Source organism: Tenacibaculum sp. MAR_2010_89 (assembly GCF_900105985.1).
Lineage (GTDB): Bacteria > Bacteroidota > Bacteroidia > Flavobacteriales > Flavobacteriaceae > Polaribacter > Polaribacter halocynthiae.
The window spans coordinates 2,338,924-2,359,732 of record NZ_FNUB01000005.1; the positions used below are offsets into that span (position 1 = coordinate 2,338,924).

The 20,809-nt window shown below is 28.6% G+C and carries 16 protein-coding genes; 15 read left to right on the forward strand and 1 reads right to left on the reverse strand.

What is annotated here, in order from left to right; genetic code table 11:
* Window position 1 precedes the first annotated feature (1 nt).
* The 8 genes from BLV71_RS13740 to BLV71_RS13775 are packed head-to-tail and all read left to right on the forward strand — an operon-like array spanning window position 2 to window position 9,338.
* A complete protein-coding gene (locus tag BLV71_RS13740; protein WP_093871099.1) occupies window positions 2–2,425 on the forward strand; it encodes a GNAT family N-acetyltransferase in 2,424 nt (807 codons plus the stop codon).
* A complete protein-coding gene (locus BLV71_RS13745) occupies window positions 2,425–3,012 on the forward strand; it encodes a GNAT family N-acetyltransferase (protein WP_093871100.1) in 588 nt (195 codons plus the stop codon). Before BLV71_RS13740 ends, BLV71_RS13745 begins: the two co-directional genes overlap by 1 nt.
* Complete coding sequence (locus BLV71_RS13750; protein WP_093871101.1) at window positions 3,012–4,829, forward strand: IucA/IucC family protein; 1,818 nt, start codon at window positions 3,012–3,014, stop codon at window positions 4,827–4,829. The genes BLV71_RS13745 and BLV71_RS13750 overlap by 1 nt, the downstream gene beginning before the upstream one ends.
* 3 nt (window positions 4,830–4,832) lie before the next feature.
* Window positions 4,833–5,414: a nitroreductase family protein gene (locus tag BLV71_RS13755; RefSeq protein ID WP_093871102.1), complete on the forward strand. Its 582-nt coding sequence runs from the start codon at window positions 4,833–4,835 to the stop codon at window positions 5,412–5,414.
* Between the two features lie 2 nt (window positions 5,415–5,416).
* On the forward strand, window positions 5,417–6,532 hold the full coding sequence (locus BLV71_RS13760) for a heparan-alpha-glucosaminide N-acetyltransferase domain-containing protein (protein ID WP_093871103.1): 1,116 nt from the start codon (window positions 5,417–5,419) through the stop codon (window positions 6,530–6,532).
* Window positions 6,533–6,543: 11 nt separating this feature from the next.
* The gene (locus tag BLV71_RS13765) at window positions 6,544–7,581 is read left to right on the forward strand and encodes an alpha/beta hydrolase (RefSeq protein WP_093871104.1); all 1,038 of its coding nucleotides are present in this window, start codon (window positions 6,544–6,546) and stop codon (window positions 7,579–7,581) included.
* Between the two features lie 2 nt (window positions 7,582–7,583).
* Window positions 7,584–8,495 (forward strand): sterol desaturase family protein, encoded by a 912-nt coding sequence (locus tag BLV71_RS13770; protein WP_218131774.1) that lies wholly within the window; start codon window positions 7,584–7,586, stop codon window positions 8,493–8,495.
* A 12-nt stretch (window positions 8,496–8,507) separates the two neighbouring features.
* Complete coding sequence (locus BLV71_RS13775) at window positions 8,508–9,338, forward strand: crotonase/enoyl-CoA hydratase family protein (protein ID WP_093871105.1); 831 nt, start codon at window positions 8,508–8,510, stop codon at window positions 9,336–9,338.
* Between the two features lie 10 nt (window positions 9,339–9,348).
* Here the strand turns inward: BLV71_RS13775 and BLV71_RS13780 are convergent, their stop codons facing one another.
* The gene (locus tag BLV71_RS13780; RefSeq protein WP_093871106.1) at window positions 9,349–10,302 is read right to left on the reverse strand and encodes a helix-turn-helix domain-containing protein; all 954 of its coding nucleotides are present in this window, start codon (window positions 10,300–10,302) and stop codon (window positions 9,349–9,351) included.
* Window positions 10,303–10,407: 105 nt separating this feature from the next.
* Between BLV71_RS13780 and BLV71_RS13785 the strand changes: the two genes are divergently transcribed.
* The 7 genes from BLV71_RS13785 (at window position 10,408) to BLV71_RS13815 (ending at window position 20,583) form a co-directional block, all read left to right on the forward strand.
* A complete protein-coding gene (locus BLV71_RS13785; protein ID WP_093871107.1) occupies window positions 10,408–11,298 on the forward strand; it encodes an MBL fold metallo-hydrolase in 891 nt (296 codons plus the stop codon).
* Window positions 11,299–11,563: 265 nt separating this feature from the next.
* Window positions 11,564–14,836 (forward strand): SusC/RagA family TonB-linked outer membrane protein, encoded by a 3,273-nt coding sequence (locus BLV71_RS13790; RefSeq protein WP_093871108.1) that lies wholly within the window; start codon window positions 11,564–11,566, stop codon window positions 14,834–14,836.
* 18 nt (window positions 14,837–14,854) lie between these two features.
* Window positions 14,855–16,240 carry a SusD/RagB family nutrient-binding outer membrane lipoprotein gene (locus BLV71_RS13795; protein WP_093871109.1) on the forward strand — a complete coding sequence of 462 codons (1,386 nt, stop codon included), beginning with the start codon at window positions 14,855–14,857 and terminating at the stop codon, window positions 16,238–16,240.
* A gap of 45 nt (window positions 16,241–16,285) precedes the next feature.
* Window positions 16,286–17,434 (forward strand): phosphoglyceromutase, encoded by a 1,149-nt coding sequence (locus BLV71_RS13800; RefSeq protein WP_143032793.1) that lies wholly within the window; start codon window positions 16,286–16,288, stop codon window positions 17,432–17,434.
* 66 nt (window positions 17,435–17,500) lie between these two features.
* Window positions 17,501–18,763 (forward strand): DUF5690 family protein, encoded by a 1,263-nt coding sequence (locus BLV71_RS13805; RefSeq protein WP_093871110.1) that lies wholly within the window; start codon window positions 17,501–17,503, stop codon window positions 18,761–18,763.
* Window positions 18,753–19,907 (forward strand): TIGR03364 family FAD-dependent oxidoreductase, encoded by a 1,155-nt coding sequence (locus BLV71_RS13810; RefSeq protein ID WP_093871111.1) that lies wholly within the window; start codon window positions 18,753–18,755, stop codon window positions 19,905–19,907. The genes BLV71_RS13805 and BLV71_RS13810 overlap by 11 nt, the downstream gene beginning before the upstream one ends.
* A gap of 1 nt (window position 19,908) precedes the next feature.
* Window positions 19,909–20,583 carry a phosphonatase-like hydrolase gene (locus BLV71_RS13815; RefSeq protein WP_369813921.1) on the forward strand — a complete coding sequence of 225 codons (675 nt, stop codon included), beginning with the start codon at window positions 19,909–19,911 and terminating at the stop codon, window positions 20,581–20,583.
* Window positions 20,584–20,809 lie beyond the last annotated feature (226 nt).

Sequence of the window (20,809 nt, forward strand, 5' to 3'; positions counted from 1 at the left end):
TATGAAAAAAGAGACACTATTTACAAAGAGTATTCCTGATTTAGGAACAATTATAATTCGTGCATTTGATATAAAAAAAGATAGCATTATACTTCATAACTGGGTAAATAAAGATTATGCTGTTTTTTGGGGAATGCAAAATACTTCATTAAAAGAAGTAGAAGAGGAGTATGTAAAGTTAATGAAACCTGAACATTATGATGTTTTTGTAGGAGAGTTTAATAATGAAATAGCTTTTGTTTTAGAACGATACAATCCACAAAAAGATAGTATAACTAATTATTATAGTTCTAAAAGTACAGACTGTGGGGTTCATATTATAATAGCTCCTCCAAAACTTCCTAAAATTGATCATTTTACCTGGTACATGTTTCAATGTATTATGGATTTTATTTTTTCTAATAAGAATATAGAAAGAATACTGGTTGAACCAGATATACGTAATAAAAAAATGTTTGCCTTATGTCAAAGAATAGGTTTCACTTTAAATAAAATTGTTGAATTACCTCATAAAACAGCACAGTTAGCTTTTTTAAATAGACAAACATATAGTAAACACATAAAGTTATTTACACCTTCAAAACGTAGTGCAATGAATACATTAGATAATGTGGTATCACCACAACAAGCTATACAACATATACAACCAAAAGTTTGGCAACAGTCAAATAAATTATTGGTTAAAAAAGCAATTTGTGAATTTTCTCATGAATTACTAATAACACCAACATTAGTTTCATCATTAAAGAATGGATGGAATCAATACCTAATTAAAACAGATAATCAAGCAATAGAGTATAGGTTTGAAGCAAAGCAATTGGCTTTAAATCATTTAATGATAAATGAAGAAACAATTGTTAAAACTGAAAGTGGTGTAGAACTAGAATTAGATGCTATTTTATTTATTAAAGAATTTAAATCAACTTTAGGAATAGATAATGAAAAGATGCCGGTGTACCTTGAAGAAATCATAAGTACATTATATGGAAGTGCTTTTAAAATTGTAAAAGGAAATCCAAGTGCTAAAGAACTTGCAGCAGCCGATTTTCAAACAATTGAGCAATCTATGACCGAAGGACATCCTGGATTTGTAGCTAACAATGGACGTATTGGTTTTGATAGTAGTGATTATAGATCATATGCTCCAGAAGCAGGAAATTCATTTTCACTTTTATGGTTAGCAGGCCATAAAGCAAAAGCAGTTTATGCAGCTATTGAAAAACTGCCTTATAAGGAATTAATAGAGCAAGAGTTAGAGATTGATACTATTAATCATTTTAATGAGCTTATTACTGAAAAAGGATATAATTCTGATGATTACTTATTTATACCAATTCATCCTTGGCAGTGGTTTAATAAGTTGGCTACCATATTTGCCCCTGAAATAGCAAAAGGAGATTTATTATGTTTAGGGTATGGTCCTGATCAATATTTAGCACAACAATCAATAAGAACACTTTTTAATATAACTAATCCAAAAAAGTTTTATACGAAATCCGCACTCTCCATTTTAAATATGGGCTTTATGAGAGGCTTACCTTTATATTATTTAGGAACGGCTCCTAAAATGGCTGTTTGGTTAGAAAACTTACTTTACAATGATCCATTTATTCAAGAAACAGGATTTAAAATGTTAAGTGAAATAGGTTCTGTAAGTTATGTAAACTCTTATTTTGAAGAATTCGGAGTTCATAACGATTATAATAAGATGTTAGCTTCATTGTGGAGAGAAAGTCCCTATATGGCTATTTCCGAAAATCAAAAGCCAATAACTATGGCTGCTTTACTACATATAGATCAATATGGAAAGGCTTTATTACCAGAAATTATAAAAAGCTCTGGGTTAACAATAGAAAATTGGTTAAAAGATTATTTCAAGGCTTATTTAAGTCCATTAGTGCATTGTTTTTATCAATACGATTTAGTTTTTATGCCTCATGGAGAGAATATAATTTTAGTTTTAGAAAATAATAAACCAGTAAAAATTCTATTAAAAGATATAACAGAAGAAGCAGTTATTTTAAATCCAAATGTTGAGTTACCTGAACACTTAAAGAGAATGTATGCTCCTGTTCCAGAAGATGTCAAATTACTTTCAATTTTCACAGATATTTTTGATGGTTTTTTTAGGTTTTTAACTCCAATACTTGAAGAGCATATTGGTTTTTCAGAGCAAAGTTTTTGGAAACTAGTTGCTGAGAATTTACAAGAATACCAAAATGCGAATCCTCAGTTTAACGACAAGTTTAAAAAATATGATTTGTTTGCTGATACATTTAAGTTGTCTTGTTTAAATAGACTACAGTTAAATAATAATAAGCAAATGATAGATTTAGATGACCCCGTTGTATTACTTAAATTTGCTGGGAATTTAATAAATCCAATAGCAGTATTTAAAAAAGAAAATCAATTAGAAGAAGTATAATGACAACGCATATTGAACAGCAACTTTATAGTAGAGAGATACTAGATGTAGGTGTTATTTCATTACGTCCAATACATCTTGATAAGGATATTGATACTATATATAAATGGATTACTAATCCTCATGCAAAATATTGGGGTATGTTAACATCTACAAAAGAGGAAGTATATGAGGCTTATTATGAAATAGAAAAGAACCCTCACCATCATACTTATATTGGAATGTTAGATAATGAGCCTATATTTCTAATGGAACGTTATAAAGCTTCAGAAGATATAATTGGAAAACACTACCATGCTCATTTAAATGATTATGGTATGCATATTCTGGTAGCGCCGGTAAAACAAAGAATACCAAAATTTACATGGCATGTGTTTTCTACAATCATCAATTATTTTTTCAGCTTGCCTTATGTAGAAAGAGTAGTGGTAGAGCCAGATGTACATAATACCAAAATACATATACTTAATAAGAAAGCTGGTTTTGTATATCAACATGAAATAAAACTGGCAAGTAAAATAGCCGCTTTAGCTTTTTGCACTAGAGAAACTTATAAAAAAGCGTTAATAAAATTAACAGAGAAATAATGGATTCAACAATATCATATATAGAGCCTAAAACTTGGAGTATTGTAAATAAATTATTGGTAAAAAAAGCGATTAGTGAATTTTCTCACGAGCTTATTTTTATCCCTAAAAAACATACTAATAAAGAAATTTTCAATACGTATAGTATTACTTCAGATAATGGTAAACATACTTATTACTTTGATGCCAGAAAATTTGAGCTAGATCATTGGTATATAGAGGTGGAAAGTATTCAAAAGTATATAAATGAACAAGAAGAGACCGTAGATGCTATACGGTTTATTACTGAGTTTCAAAAGAAACTTCAAATACCTAATGGATTTCTAGCTACTTATTTAGAAGAAATTACAAGTACATTAATTAGTTCAGCATATAAATATAAAAAACAAAAATTTTCATCAAAAGAATTAGCCTATAAAAGTTTTCAAGAAATTGAACATGCTATGATTGAAGGACATCCTTGTTTTGTGGCGAATAATGGTAGAATAGGGTTTAATATAAATGATTACGAAAAATATGCACCAGAAACAGATAATCCTTTTAAAATTTACTGGATAGCGGGACATAAAAAATATGCTACTTATACAGCTACTGAAGAGTTTGGGTACAGTAAGTTATTAGGAAGTGAGTTGGGAGAGAATAAGCTTAAATCGTTTAATGAAAAATTAATAAGTCTAGATTTAGATATTGCAAATTATGTATTTATGCCTGTTCACCCATGGCAATGGAACAATAAGTTAATACATGTTTTTGCAGGTGATATTGCTAACCAAAATATAGTTTTCTTAGGTGAGAGTGATGACGAGTTTTCTGCTCAACAATCTATAAGAACTTTATTTAATAAAACTCATCCAAACAAGCTATATACAAAAACTGCTTTATCTATTTTAAACATGGGGTTTGTGAGAGGACTTTCGCCATATTATATGAAAAGTACACCTCATATAACGAAATGGATAAATAACCTGTTAAAAGATGATACGTATTTAACTACAAATGGTTTTACTATGTTAGGTGAGGTAGCTACGGTTGGGTATCATAATCATTACTATGAGGCATTGGGTAAAACAAACCCTCATAATAAAATGTTATCAGCTCTTTGGAGAGAAAGTCCGTACACTAAAATTACTTCAGATCAAGAAGTAGTAACAATGGCAGCATTATTACATGAAGATTATTCTAGGACTTCTTTATTGGTTGAATTTATAAAAGCATCAAAATTGAATGTAAATACGTGGATAGAGAAGTACTTAAAAGCATACTTAAGCCCATTGTTACATTGTTTTTATAAATATGAAATGGTGTTTATGCCTCATGGTGAAAATTTAATACTAGCATTAGAAAATCAAGTACCTGTTTATGTATTAATGAAAGACATTACGGAAGAAGTAATTGTTTTCAATGAAGAAATACATTTACCAGAACATGCAGATAGGTTATTTACAAAAACAACAGATAAAATGAAAGTACTGTCCATTTTTACAGATGTATTTGACTGTATTTTCAGGTTTATGGCACAACAGTTAGAAACCTATGGAGGTTTTTTAGAAGATAATTTTTGGGAATTGGTAGCAGATTGTATTTATGACTATCAAAATGAACACCCAGAATTGACCACAAATTTTGAAAAGTACAACCTTTTTGTACCAGAGTTTGATAGATGTTGTTTGAATAGATTACAATTATCTAATACAAAACAAATGCTAAGCTTAGCTGATCCAATTCAAAGTTTAAAATTGGAAGGAGTTTTAAAGAACCCAATAGCTAAGTATGCAAATAAAGATATTAAAAAAGAAGCACTAATAGAGGCTAAGTAGACTATGTTATTTAAAGAGTTAACAAAGGTTATTCAAAAAAGAAGAAGTCATTATGCAACTGATTTTTTAGATAAGAAAATAGCAAAGAGTACCATTGAAGAAATTGTAAACAATGGTATTTGGGCACCAACACATAAACTAACACAACCTTGGAGGTTTGTAGTTTTAGAAGGAAAGCATCATAAGAGTTTAGGAAACTATATGGCAAATTATTACAGAGAGTTATATGATGATGAACAATTTTCTACAGAACGATTTGAAGAAACAAAAACATATCCTAAGAATGCCACATTATTGGTTTTGATATTTCAACCAAGTAGTAGATTTCAATTACCGGAGTGGGAGGAAGTAGCCGCTATTTCGTGTGCAGTACAAAATATGTGGTTAAGCTGTACAAGTCTTAATATTGGTAGTTATTGGGATACTGGAGAAGCAACTATAAATTATATAAATAATTCAATAAAACTTGAAGAAAATGAAAAGTGCTTAGGAATTTTTTATATGGGATATCTAAAAGAAAATTTACTCAAAGTAAATAGAAAAAGAAAACCAATATCAAAAAAAATAAGCTGGCATAAACAATAATAATGGAAGCAAAAACAAAAAATAATAAAAGAGTAGAAGCAATAGATTTTGTACGTGGAGTAAGTGTATTATTAATGATACCTGTACATGTAATGATTGTGTATTCTACAATGGATACTTGGAATACTAGCATGTTAGGAAAAATAATTCAAGTTGCAGAAAAAGGAACTCCAATGTTTTTAGTAGTAATGGGGTTATCATTTGTTTTCTCAGGAAATCTAAGTATGAAAAAAATACTTATTAGAGGAATACGAATTTTAATGCTAGGATACCTGTTAAATCTTATGCGATTTATAATTCCTATGGTCGTATTTGGAGGTTTTCCAGAAGATTTTATAAAAGCTAATGGATTAACTCCAGGAGATCCTAAAAACTATATTTTTTATACGCTGTTAGGTGACATATTACAATTAGCAGGTATATCTTTAATAATTATGGGGATTATCATTAAAGTAATTAAAAATAAATATGCCGCTTTAATTTTAGCGTTAATCATAATGCTAACATCAAGAGCAGTTAGTGGATTCAGGTTTGATATTATAGGTATCGATTATATATGTGATTTATTATGGGCAAAAACCTATAATGTTTACTTTCCAGTGTTCCCATGGATGTCGTTTATTCTAATAGGTTTATTCTTTGGTATGTGGTACAAAGAACAAAACTATGACTTACGTTTTATGTTTGGTAAAATGTTACCATACGGATTAGGAATGCTTTTATTTGGAGGAGGATTATGTTATGTAAACTATGAATATCACTTTGGAGATTACTACCATTTAGGACCTGGAGGAACCATTGTATTAATGGGAATAAATCTTCTATTAATTTGGTTTGGAAATATCATTGTAAAGCATATTAACCCTAAAGTATTTTCAGTTATAAAATATGCTAGCAAAAACGTTACTTCTTTCTATTTTATTCAATGGGTAGTAATTTACTGGGGAATCCTGTTTTTTGGATACTCTCAACAGTCTCATCAATTGAAAATACTAGCAATTATAGTAGTATTTACTTTAATAACATTTACTGTTTTGTGGTTTAAAAATATAATTCAAGAAGCGATTAAACAAAAAAGAGTAGAAGAGTTAAATGAGAAACAAATAGCAATTAAATAAAACTACAAAAAATGAAAATTAAGTTAATCGTTTTATTGCTTGTTTTAAAAAGTGTAAACTCTTTTAGTCAAGTGAATTTAGCTGGTAGTTATGGTTTAGATCCAGTAGTGCAAATTTTTTTAGAAACCATTCATGCATATCAAGGGCCACCTATTCAAGAACTTCCTTTAAATATAGCAAGGCAAGCTATGGAAGATTTACAAAAAGAGGTGTCTGTCAATCAATATGTGTTTATAGAACATAAATCAATTCCATTTTTAGATAGAGAATTAAACATTAAAATAATAAGGCCTAAAAAAAGAAAGCGAAAACGGTTACCGGTAGTTGTTTATTTTCACGGTGGTGGATGGATTTTAAATAGTTTTTCTACTCATAAAAGACTGTTAGCTGATATTGCTTTAAAAGCTGAGATTTCCGTTGTTTTTGTTGAATATTCTAGAGCACCAGAGGTAAAATATCCAATAGCAAATGAAGAAGGGTACGCTACATTGTTATGGTTGGAAAAGGAAGGAAAAAAGAATAAGTTAGATTCAAGTAATATTATTGTATGCGGAGACAGTGTAGGAGGTAATATGGCTACGGTAGTTGCTATGATGGCAAAAAATAAAAAAGGTCCTAATTTATTAGCACAAATATTATTATACCCAGTTACGAATGCTAATTTTAATACACAATCTTATGAAAAGTTTTCAAAAGGGCATTATTTGTCTAGAGATGCAATGATTTGGTTTTGGAACTCTTATGCTCCTCAAATGGAGCTTAGAAATCTACCTACTGTTTCACCATTAAAAGCTACAAAAGAAGAATTGAAAGGACTTCCAAGAGCATTAATAATCACTGCTGAAAATGATGTACTAAGAGATGAAGGAGAATCGTATGCTAAAAAATTAAGAGAAGCAAATGTACCAGTAATATCTACTCGTTATGGGGGGACTATTCATGATTTTATTGTGTTAAATGCTTTAAAAGAAACTGAAGCTTCAAAAGCTGCTTTAAATCAAATATGTACGTTTTTAAAAAATACTTTTTCAAAAAAAAGAGATAAATAATTATGAATTTATTATCCATTGAAACTATGGTAGGCCAACTACAACATATGAGTTTAATAGTACTTATATTAATGCTAGTTGAATGGGGAATACTTATAATAACAAATTACGTTGAAAGTAAAAAAGAAGGAATTGTAAGTATAATATCATATTTAATTCAAAGTATACCTTATTTTTTACTTTCAAAAGTTATGATTGTTGGTACCATGTTTTGGCTATATGAACATCGTTTTTTTGATCTTAATTTTGAGTGGTATGTGTGGATTGTAGGGTATTTATTATATGATTTTACAGTGTTTTTTATTCATTTTTTAGGCCATAAAGTTCGAGTTTTATGGTGTATACATGGAGTTCATCATACTGCAGAAGATATGAATTTAACAGTGGTTGCTAGAGGCTCTATTTTCGACTTTGTTTTTACTCCTTTTAATTTCATATGGCTTCCTATTCTAGGTTTTCATCCACTAATGATTTTTATTATTGAGCCTATTGCACGTTTGTATGCTACATATTCACATTTAAGTGAAAAATTTATGGGCAAACATTATTGGTTAGAAAAAATATTTATAACCCCTTCTGTACATAGAGTACATCATGCAAAAAATCATATTTATTTAGATAGAAATTATGGAGAAACATTTAGTATTTGGGATCGAATTTTTAGAACATTTCAAACTGAATTAAAAGATGAGCAAATTTTATATGGAATAATGCATGATAAGTTAGATAGCGAAAACATATGGCATGTACAGTTTTTATTGTGGAAAGAATTATGGTCAGATGTAGTTAAAGCGCCTAAGTTATTAGATAAAGTTAAATATGTTTTTATGCCTCCTGGTTGGAATCATCTTGATGGAGGTAAAAAAGCAAGAGAATATCGAGATGAAGCATGGTTAAGCAAACAAAAAGCATAAAAAGAATTGATAATGTTAAATGAATATAAAAATATAGAAGTAAATTATTTTCCTGAACATGAATTGGTGTTGTGGAAAATAAAAACAGAAGGAATACCTAATTTTTCATTAGCTATCTTAAAAGAATTTCAAAGATTTTCTAAAGATCTTCAAATAATGTTTTCTGATAAATCGTATCCCTTAAAATATATTGTATCATCATCTAGTCACCAAGAAGTATATAATTTAGGAGGAGATTTACCTTTCTTTTTTAAAAGTATTAAAAATAGAGAAAAGAAAAAATTAGAAGAGTATGCTTATTTGTGTATAGATGCCATTTATAATATTTATACATCATTTAATTTACCTGTTTTAAATATAACTCTTGTTGAAGGAAATGCATATGGTGGAGGATTTGAATGTGTTTTAGCACATGATATAATTTTAGCAAATACAAAAGCTAAGTTTTGTTTACCAGAAAACAAGTTTAACCTTTTTCCAGGAATGGGAGCTTATAGTTTTTTATGCAGGAAATTAAACATTAAAACAGCCACAGAAATATTATATAGTGGTAAAGTGTATACCGCTAAAGATATGGAAGAATATGCATTGCTAGATAGTATTGAAGAAGAGGAGGGAATGCAAACTATTGTGAAGTATATAAAAAAAAACAATAGCAGTTTTAATTTTAAATATTGTCATTATAAAAACATTAAGAAGGTATTTCCATTACAAAAGAAAGAATTATTAGATATAACTGATACTTGGGTTGATGCTTGTTTAAACATGCAACCGGAAGATTTAAGAAGAATGGAGTTAATTATTAATGCACAAAAAAGAAAATTAAAACAAGTGGTTAAATAAAAACAATATGTTAAACCTCACAATAAGTGTTTCTGTATTGCTTAGGTGTTAAACTACTATTTTTTTTAAAAGCAGCAGAGAAATGAGTGGGGTTTTTATAACCAACGATATCTGATATTTCATAAATAGGTTTGGTAGTATGTAAAAGCAACTCTTTAGCCTTATTCATTCTCATGGAAGTTGAAAACTCTGAAATAGTACTATTAAAAATACGTTTAAATTCTTTTTTTAATACAGTATCATTTAATAAAACCTTTTTTGATAATTTTTTAATAGAAAATTGTTCATTTAAATTAGAAGAAATTATACTTTTAACTGTGTATAATTTTTTCACTAAGCTTTCAGTACCATTATTTTCCTTCTTTTGTTGTTCAACTTGTAATGATACTAGCTCTAATACTTTGGCTTCTAAAAATAAACGTTTCAAAATACCCACTCTATTATCAGTTAAAAGTTCAGTCAAAATATTTTGAGTTTTATCACAAATAGGAATAATAAAACTATTACAATTATTTTTATTAGTTGACTCTTGTACTGTAGAAAACAAACTGATTAATTGATGCTTTTTTATAAACTCATAAAAAAGTTTAATTTTTACTTCTCTTACTACTACATTTTTATAATATTTTACAAATCCGTTGAGGTTTTCAGAAAAAGATAAGAATGTTTCCTGTTCTTCATGTACCAAATCTTCACCAGTATGTTTACAATTAATTATTTTTCCACCTTGAGTTAATATTGATACCTCTAACGTATTAACAAGAGGTTTAGACTCAAAAATATAATTTTCATTAAAATTTCCGTGAAAGTATTCAATAAAAAGGCCGTCAAAAGAATGACTAACTAATGTTCCTTTGCCATATTTTTGACTAATCGAGTAGTGTTTTGAATAAATTCCACAATTATTATATACTTTTTCTTCTTGAAGAATAGTATTAAAAGTAGTTTTAGTTTTTTTTATCATTTGAAGGGTAGTAAAAAACACAAAAATAATATTTATTTAGTCTAAATAACTAAAAAAAGAACTAGTTTTTTAACCATATATTGTAAAGCATAAACTATTAAGGAAATGATTAAAATTAAAAGAATACTTCTTCTACTGATACTACTTATAAGTATAAAGGGAATTTCACAAAAAAAAGAGATTCAAATAATACCCCATAAATTAACAGATAATATTTACATGTTAAAAGGTATGGGAGGAAATATAGGTATATTCATTTCTGATAAAGAAGTGTTTATGATTGATAGTCAGTTTAAACAAGTGTCAAGTAAAATAATAGCAGCAATAAAAAAAATAACTGATAAACCTATTAAGTTTTTGGTAAACACCCATTGGCACGGAGATCATACAGGTGGTAATAGTAGTTTTAAAGATAAAGGGGCATTAATATTTTCACATGAAAATGTACGTAAAAGAATGCAAAAAGTTCAGGTAATTAGGGGGAGGACAGTACAACCGTCTGCAGAAAAACAATTACCGATAGTGACATTTTCAAAAGATATGATGTTACACTTAAATGGTGAAGATATTCTTATTTCACATGTTCATAATGCACATACTGATGGTGATGCACATGTTTACTTTATGACCAGTAATATTATACATATGGGAGACACTTATTTTCAAGGAAAATTTCCGTTTATAGATTTAGATAATGGTGGAAGTATTGATGGTTATATAGCATCAGCTAACAAAGTGTTATTATTAGCAGATGATAAAACAAAAATAATTCCTGGACATAGAAGTATAGCTACTAAAAATGAATTAAAGACATATGTTAAAATGCTTACTACCGTAAGAGACAGAATAGCTAAAGCTATAGAAGAAGGAAAAACATTGGAAGATATTTCAAAAGATGAAACTATAATTAAAGACTACAAAAAAGAATATGGCGGTTGGTTTATTTCAGCAAAAGAAATGAGAGAAACAGTATATAAAAGTCTTATCAAACAATAAAAAAGTAAGTCACCAGTAATTTAGTTTTAAATAATGGCTATTCATATTTATATGAGTAGCCATTTTTAGTTTAATCATTTGCTATTAAATATTTAGCCTATTATTTAAGTATAGTCATACTATAAAACTTTACATAGTTAACTTAAAAATTACATAATAGTATCGATTCGTAAAAGTTTTCTTAACATAAAAAATATTTACAAATAATAAAAAAAATGTTGATTTGTGGTGTTATTTTTTAACTATTGTAAACAAAGAAAACAAGATGGCTAACAGAAAATTATTATTAACAATATTTACTTTTATAGTAAGTATAAGCTTTTATGCACAAAATGCCTCCATAAAAGGAGTTGTAAGTGATGGAACTTACCCATTACCAGGAGCAAGTGTTAAGGTTGTAAACACAGCAAAAGGTTCAAACACAGATTTTGATGGAAATTTCAAAATTGATAATGTAAAACCAGGAAATTTAGTAGTAAGCATTTCTTTTATAGGATATGAAACTAAAATAATAAATATTACTATCTCTCCAGGAGAAACTAAAAATATTGAAACAGTTATTTTAAAACAACTGTCTGAGCAGTTAAATGAAATTGTTATAACTGCACTAGGTATTAAGAAAGAAGAAAAATCTTTAGGATATTCGGTATCTACTCTAAAGCCAAAGGAATTAAATGAAGCAAAAGAAACGAATTTAGTAAATGCTTTAAACGGTAAGATTGCTGGTGTACAAATAACTAATGGATCATCAGGGGTTGGATCTTCATCAAGAGTTGTTATTCGTGGGGAAGTGTCTTTAAATTCGAGTAAAAATGGACCTCTATTTGTTGTAGATGGTATTTCTATTAATAATAGAACGTATTTAAGTACTATGCAGAACACAGGAGGGAGTGAAATGCAAGAAGTTGATTACGGAAATGGAGCAGCTGAGATTAATTCAGATGACATTGAAAGCATAAGTGTTTTAAAAGGTGCAAGTGCTACAGCATTATATGGATCTCGTGGTGCTAATGGAGTTATATTAATCAATACAAAATCTGTAAGAAGGAACAAAAGACTACAAGTTTCTGTAAACACAGGTTTAACAATGGAAAGTGTTTTACGTTTGCCTAAATACCAAAATAAATACGGTCAAGGTTGGGCAGGAGATTTTAAATATGTAGATGGTTTAAATAATTCATTAGGTTCTAATGATCAAGAGGATGTTTCATGGGGTCCACTTGCAAATGGACAACTAATAACACAATTTGATAGCCCAACAATTAATGGCTTAAGAGCTGGAGATATTTTTGCTAGAGGTTGGGTTAGAGATGCTGATGGACGAATAATTTCACCAAGTACAGCACCTAATGATATCATTGCAACACCATTTGAAGCAAAACCTAATAATGTTAAAGATTTTTTTAGAACAGGTTATACTTCTACTATAGGAGCATCAGTTGGTTTTGGAGGAGAAAAATCAGATATTCTATTTAGTTTAGGCTTACTAGATAACCAAGGTATAATTCCTAATACAGACTTAACTAGAAAATCATTTAGAGTTAATGGAAGCGTAGATGTAACTGATAAAATGAAACTTTCATTAAAAACTAATTATATTAATTCAAAAAGTAATAACCGTCCAAGCTCTGGGTACGGTTCTGAGTCTGCAATGTACATATTTACATGGTATGGAAGAACTGTAAATACAAATTCATTAAAAGAATACTGGCAAAGAGGTTATGAAGGCTTAGAGCAGTTTAATTATAATTATGCATGGCATGATAACCCATATTTCATGTTAAATGAAAATACAAATTCATTTGACAAGCATAGAATTTTAGGAAATATAAAGTTAGAATACCAATTTACTGATGATTTAAAATTACAAGCAAGAAGTGGTATGGATTATTATGCTGATAAGCGGGAATCAAAAAGAGCTTATAGTACCCAACGCTTTTTAAAAGGGGCTTATAAAGATGAAAGAGTAGATTTTAAAGAAGTAAATACTGATGTGTTATTATCATATAAGAAAGACCTTAATGATTCTTTTGGATTGAGTGTTGATTTCGGAGGAAATATAATGCAACAAGAAGCTAATTTTTTATATAATGTTGCTAATAAATTAGTAATTCCAGAAATTTATAATTTAAAAAATTCAGCACTGCCTTTAGTTACTGATCAATATAAATTAGAAAAAGAAATTAGAAGTATATATGGAGTTGTAGGATTGTCGTTTGATAACAAACTTTTTTTAGATATCACAGCTCGTAATGATTGGTCTTCAACATTGCCAGAAGATAATAACTCCTATTTTTATCCATCAGCATCATTAAGTGCAATTATGAGTGATATTTTTGAATTACCAGAGGCATTTAACTTTTTTAAATTAAGAGCGTCATGGGCAAAAGTAGGTAATGATACAGAACCTTATAATTTAAAAACACCATACCAATATCAACTTCCATATGCAGGGAATAGAACATTAAGTAGAGGAAATGTTTTATTAAATGAGAACTTGAAACCAGAACAAATTACTTCTTATGAAGTAGGAACAGATATACGAATGTTTGGGAATAGATTGAATTTAGATGTAACTTATTATAAATCAATATCAGAAGATCAAATTATTAGTGTTCCAATATCAAATACAGTAGGGTATCAACGACAAGTAATTAATGGAGGTAAAATTCAAAATCAAGGTATTGAAGCATTAGTTACTGTTAAGCCTATTAAAACTGATAACTTCCAGTGGGCATCAAGCATAAACTTCACAAAAAATGTTGGTAAAGTTTTAGAGTTACCTGAGGGTACTGGTGATGTATTAACCACAAATTTTGCTTCTGTGTATTCTGCTGAAGGATCAAAAGTTTTTATTCAAGCAAGAAAAGGGGAAAGGCTAGGTAATATGTATGGAAGAAGATTTAAACGTTATAACGGAAAAATAATATATAAAAATGGTGCTCCTATAGTTGAAGATGAATTAAAGCTGCTAGGTAATTATAATCCTGATTTTTCAGTAGGTTTTAATAATTCATTCAATTATAAAGGTTTTTCTTTTTCTTTTTTAGTTGACTGGAAACAAGGTGGAACTTTAATATCAAGAACAAAGCAAGTAGGTACTTACGCAGGTAACTTAGAAGGTTCACTTGATAGAAATGACTATAAAGACATTGTTCCTGATGGAGTAAAAGAAATGCCAGATGGTTCTTATCAACCTTTAACTAGTGCTGATGCAATAGGGTGGTGGTCATACTATAAACCATTATACAATAGAAAAAGTAATCAAGAAACTGGAATTGTAGATGCAACTTATGTAAAATTAAGAGAAGTGAAATTTGGATATAATGTTCCTAATTCATTTGCTGAAAAATTAGGAATGGAAAGCTTAAGAATTTCATTAGTTGGAAGAAATTTAGCTTTATGGACTCCTTCTTCAAATCCACATTTTGATCCAGAGACATTAGCTTTACAAGGAAGTAATATTGTACCTGGTATAGAGGATGTATCGTATCCATCATCAAGAAGTTACGGAATTAACTTTTTATTTAAATTCTAATTCAAAAAAAATATTAAAATGAAAAAAAGTAATTTATTTAAAAGCATATTATTGGGGATAATTGTAGTTTTTTCCTCTTGTACTGACCTTACGGAATTGAATATCAATCCTAATGAACCAACTAAGCCTGAAGCAAGTTATTTGTTAACAAATGCATTATATACGATAGGAAATCAAACTGCAACTAACGGTTTTACATTTAGTAGTACATTAATGCAGTATCATGGTAAGTTTGATTTTAATGATGTAGATCAATACGAAATAGAAACCAATAGTGCTGTTTGGGTAACTAATTATAAGGTGCTTGCTGACATGAATGATGTTATAAATGGAGATAAAACTAGCACATCTACTAAAGCAGTAGCTAAAATATTAAAAGCCGTAATAGGAGCAGAGTTAACAGATTTATATGGTCCTGTTCCATTTTTTGAAGCTGGAGATAAAAATAATTTAACTCCTAAATATGATCAACAAAAAGAAATTTATACAGCTACCAACGGAGTTTTAGATTTACTTTCTACAGCAGTTTCAACACTTTCTACAGATAATTCAGCAATAGTTGGAGATATAATGTTCTCAGGAGAAAGAGAGCGTTGGATTAAATTAGCTAATGTTTTGCAATTACGCTATTTATTAAGAGTTAGTAGTAATTACCCTGCAGCTGCTACTAAAATTCAGCAAATTGTAGCTTCAGGAAATATTTTTTCATCAAATACAGATAATGCAATATTATCTTTTCAATCTGAACCGAATCATTGGTTTTTATCTAAAGTAAGAAATGGAGACTTTTCTCTATACAGTATAACTACAACAGTTCTAAAAATGTTGAAAGATAAAGATGATCCAAGATTAGCTTTTTACTTTAAACCCAATGATGCAGGTAATTATGTAGGAATTGTACCAGGATCTAATGATAGAGCTGGTAACTATACAGGGTTAAGTAGTAATTTAAGAGCAGCAGATGTATTAGATATGGTATTTATAACTTACTATGAGCAAGAATTTATATTGGCAGAGGCTGCTTTAAAAGGATACATAACATCAAATGCTCAACAGCATTATGAAAATGCTATAAAAGCGAATTTTAACTATAAAAAAATAACTCTTCCTTCTGATTATTTATCAAACACTTCTAAAGGTTTATGGAAAGGAACTCTTGAGAACATTATAAATCAAAAATATTTAGCTAATATAATGTCAGGACATGAAGCATGGTTTGATTATAGAAGAACAGGTTTTCCTACGTTAAATCCAGCTTTAAATAATAGTAATAGCGATAAAATTCCTGTTAGATTTAAGTATCCAACAGAAGAAACTTTTACTAATAAAACAAATAACTCTCAAGCTTTAGGTTGGCTAAATAGTGGAAATGACTACAATTCTAAATCATGGTGGGATAAATAAAAAATTTAAACATTGCCCGTTATTTTTATAACGGGCATTTATATTATGAAACAAACAATAATTTATTTAGTTGTTTTTGTATCTATTCTAATAGGATGCAATACTCAAATTATAAAAGATAATAAGGAGATTAAAAAAGACGAAGATAAAAGTCAAAAAGTATTTTTAATTACTTTAGATGGAGTTCGTTGGCAAGAGCTTTTTACAGGAGCAGATTCATTATTAATTAATGATGCTAAATATACCAAAGACTCAGCTTATATAAAATCAAAATACTGGAAAACTTCACCAGATAAAAGAAAACAGTTATTATCACCTTTCTTTTGGAATAAAATAGCTAAAAATGGTCAGTTATATGGTAACAGAAAATATAGTAATAAAGTAAATTTAAAGAATACTCATTGGTTTTCTTATCCAGGATATAGTGAGATTTTATGTGGCTTTGCTGATGATTCAAGAATTAATAGTAACGATAAAGTAAATAATCCTAACAAAACAATTTTAGAATTAGTGAATAATTTACCAGATTATAAAGGTAAAGTAGGTGCTTTTGGAAGTTGGGATGTTTTTCCATATATAATTAATGAAGAAAGAAGTGGAATTTATGTTAATGCAGGATATAGAGAAGCTAAGGGAAAAGATTTAACAAAGAAGGAGAAGTATTTAAATGGGTTACAGAAACAGGCTATACAACCATGGAAAACAGTTAGACAAGATATGTTTACTCATAATTATGCACTCGAGTTTATAAAAAAGAGTAAACCTAAACTAGTATATATATCTTATGGCGAAACTGATGATTTTGCTCATGATGGAGATTACGCTCATTATTTATTAGCTATTGAAAATACAAATAACATGATTAAAGAATTATGGGAATATTGTCAATCTAATACATATTATAAAGGAAAAACCACATTTATAATAACAACAGACCATGGAAGGGGTACTGTACCATTAGAAAGTTGGAAAAGTCATGGTCAAAATTTAAAATATCATGGTCAAAATTTCACAGTAAAAGGTTCAGATGAGACTTGGTTAGCAGTTTTAGGGCCTAATATTGAAGCTAAAGGTGAAATGAAAAATGAATTACAGTTATATAACAACCAAATAGCAAGTACTATTCAAAAATTGTTAAAAGTAAACGTTATTAGCGCTGAGGTTAATCAAGAAAATTTACCAATAATACAATAACAACACCATTTCTATTAACTTAAATAAGTTCAACGTTTATCGAGCTCGTTTGACTAAAAAAACACTATGAATATACGTTTTATACTACAAGCATCTTTAGCAACATTTGGTACATATTTTTGTATGTATGCTTTCAGAAAACCTTTTACAGTAGCTACTTTTTCAAATGAAGTATTTTGGGGGATAGATTACAAAATACTATTAATTATTGCCCAAATAATAGGGTATACAATATCTAAATTTCTTGGAATAAAAGTGATTTCTGAAATGAAATCAAAAAAGAGAATACTATATTTAATTGGGTTTATTCTATTTGCTGAATTGGCTTTATTAGGTTTTGCTATTATTCCAGCACCTTATACAATCATATGTTTATTTTTAAATGGATTACCCTTAGGAATGATTTGGGGAATTGTTTTTTCTTATATAGAAGGACGTAAGGCATCTGAATTATTAGGGGTGATTTTATCATCTAGTTTTATAGTATCATCAGGGGTTGTGAAATCTATAGGGAAATGGACAATAGATGCTCTTAATGTTTCTGAAAACTGGATGCCTTTTGTAACTGGATTGTTATTTATAACACCTTTAGTTTTATTTGCTTTTTTATTAGAAAAATTACCACAACCAACAGAAGAGGATCAATTATTAAAAACAATTCGACAACCATTAAATAAGAATCAACGTAGAACTATATTTAAACAATATGCTGCACCATTAACTTTTATTGTAATCTTTTTCATAACCTTAACTTCAATAAGAGATTTTAGAGACAATTTTGCACGTGAAATATGGGATGCGTTAGGCTATAAAGACGCAACTATTTTTACAATATCTGAAATACCAATAGCCTTAACAGTTCTTTTTATATTAGGTTATATAGGTAGTATTACTACAAACTATAAAGCATTTATGTATTATCATTATGTATTAATTATAGGCTCAATATCAATACTAATTTCAACTTATTTATTTCAATTGGGAGTTATTTCACCCTTTATATGGATGATAATATCTGGGCTAGGTTTATATAGCTCATATGTACCGTTTAATGGAATATTTTTCGATAGAATGATTGCAACTTTTAAAATAAACGGAAATGTTGGTTTTTTAATATACATAGCAGATGCATTTGGATATTTAGGTAGTATTTTAATTTTAATATATAAAAACTTTGGAAAGGCTTCAATTTCCTGGTTATCATTTTTTATAGATTCATTATATATTTTAGGCTTTTTAGGTTTTCTAATAACGATATATAGCATCTACTTTTTTAAGAAAAAACAAAAAAAATCAATTACAATAAAGCAATTAGTTTATGAACAATAAATACGACTTATTAATCGTAGGAGGTGGTGTTTTAGGAACATTTCATGCATACCATGCACTAAAAAAAGGGCTACGAGTTGCAATTTTAGAAAAAAACAGTATGCCACAAGGTGCTACTGTTAGAAATTTTGGTCAAGTAGTGCCTTCTGGGATGAATCAGAAATGGCAAAACTATGGAAGAGAAAGTTTAAATATTTATAAAGAAATCCAAGATCAATTTGATATTTCAATTAGACAGAATGGTACCGTTTATTTAGCTTCTAATGATGATGAAGTACAATTAATAGAAGAATTACATCAAATTAATAAAAACAATAATTATAGTTCACAATTATTAACGAAACAACAATGTTTAGATAAGTATAGTGGACTTAAAAAAGAGTATTGTAAAGCAGGATTGTTTTTTCCAGATGAAGTAACAGTAGAGCCTAGGGTAATGATTAATCGTTTACATATGTATATGCAAAAAGAGTTAAAAGCTACCATTTTATTTAATACCTCAGTTGTTAATGTTGAAGAGTCAAATGGAGAAACAATTGTATATACAGCTGAAGGACAAACATACAAATCGGTTAAAACGATTATATGTAATGGTAATGATTTTAAAATGCTATTCCCTTCAATATACAATAAAAGTGATTTAGTAGTATCAAAATTGCAAATGATGCAAACTAAACCACAAATAAACTATCAATTAAAAGGTTCAATATTAACGGGATTAACAATTCGTAGGTATGAGGCTTTTGAAGAATGTTCGTCATGGAAAGATGTGAAAACGAAAGAAAGCCCGAATAGTTTTGAAAAAAAATATGGGATACATATATTATTTAAACAAGCTATGGATGGATCTGTTATTATTGGTGATTCTCATGAATATGCTTCAGCAAATAATATAGATAGTTTAGGGTTTGATTTAAAAGAAGAAATTGATGCTTTTATGATTAATGAAGCTAAAAAAATCATCGATTTACCTACTTATGAAATTCAACATAGATGGGCAGGTTTTTATAGTCAATGTAAAACAAAAGACCTATTTGAGCACACTATTGGAAGTAATATTCACATAGTAACAGGAATAGGCGGTAAAGGAATGACTGGTAGTGCTGGGTATTCAAAACAAAATATTATAGAATTATATAAATAGAATGATGTTAAAAGAGATTAAAATGGTTGTTTTTGATATGGCCGGAACAACAGTAAATGAGCAAAATGTAGTTTATAAAACATTACATAAAGCTATTATGGAGCATGGTGTAGAGATAAATTTAGATTTAGTATTAAAAATAGGTGCAGGAAAAGAGAAGCATCAAGCTATAAAAGACATATTAAAGCATATAAAATCGAATAAAATAAATGAATCACTTGTAATATTCAATCGCTTTAAAGTTTTATTAAATGAAGCTTATGAGAATTTAAATGTAATACCAATTGAAGGGGTAGAAGATGTATTATTAAAAATAAGAAATAAAAAGATAAAAGTTGTTTTAAATACTGGATACAGTAGAGAAATAGCTACTTTTTTACTTCAAAAACTTAAATGGGAAGAAAATAAACAATATGACTTATTATTAACAGCGACAGATGTTGAAAGAGGGCGACCACACCCAGATATGATATATAAAGCGATGAAAATTTTTAATATTGAAAATTCAAAACTTGTATTAAAAGCAGGAGATTCAGCAATTGATATAGAAGAAGGTAAAAATGCTAATTGTGGAATAACTGTAGGAGTATTATCTGGTGCACAAACGAAAGAACAATTAGAATCAATGAACCCTGATTTTATTGTAAACTCATTAGTTGATATAGATAATGTATAAATATGATTATTCAATTAAGTAAAAAATATAAAGAGTTATGGGGTATTTGTTTTCTTTTAAATCAATTTTTAAGTAGTTAGTAAGATACTCTTAAAATCACTAAAAAAGAATAAATGAAATTTTGAAAATACGTAAGATAGCTTAATTGAAATATGTCAATTCTTTAAATTAAATTATTGTAAAGTACTTGTTCTTAAATCATTGTTTAAATGTTACCTAAATTAAG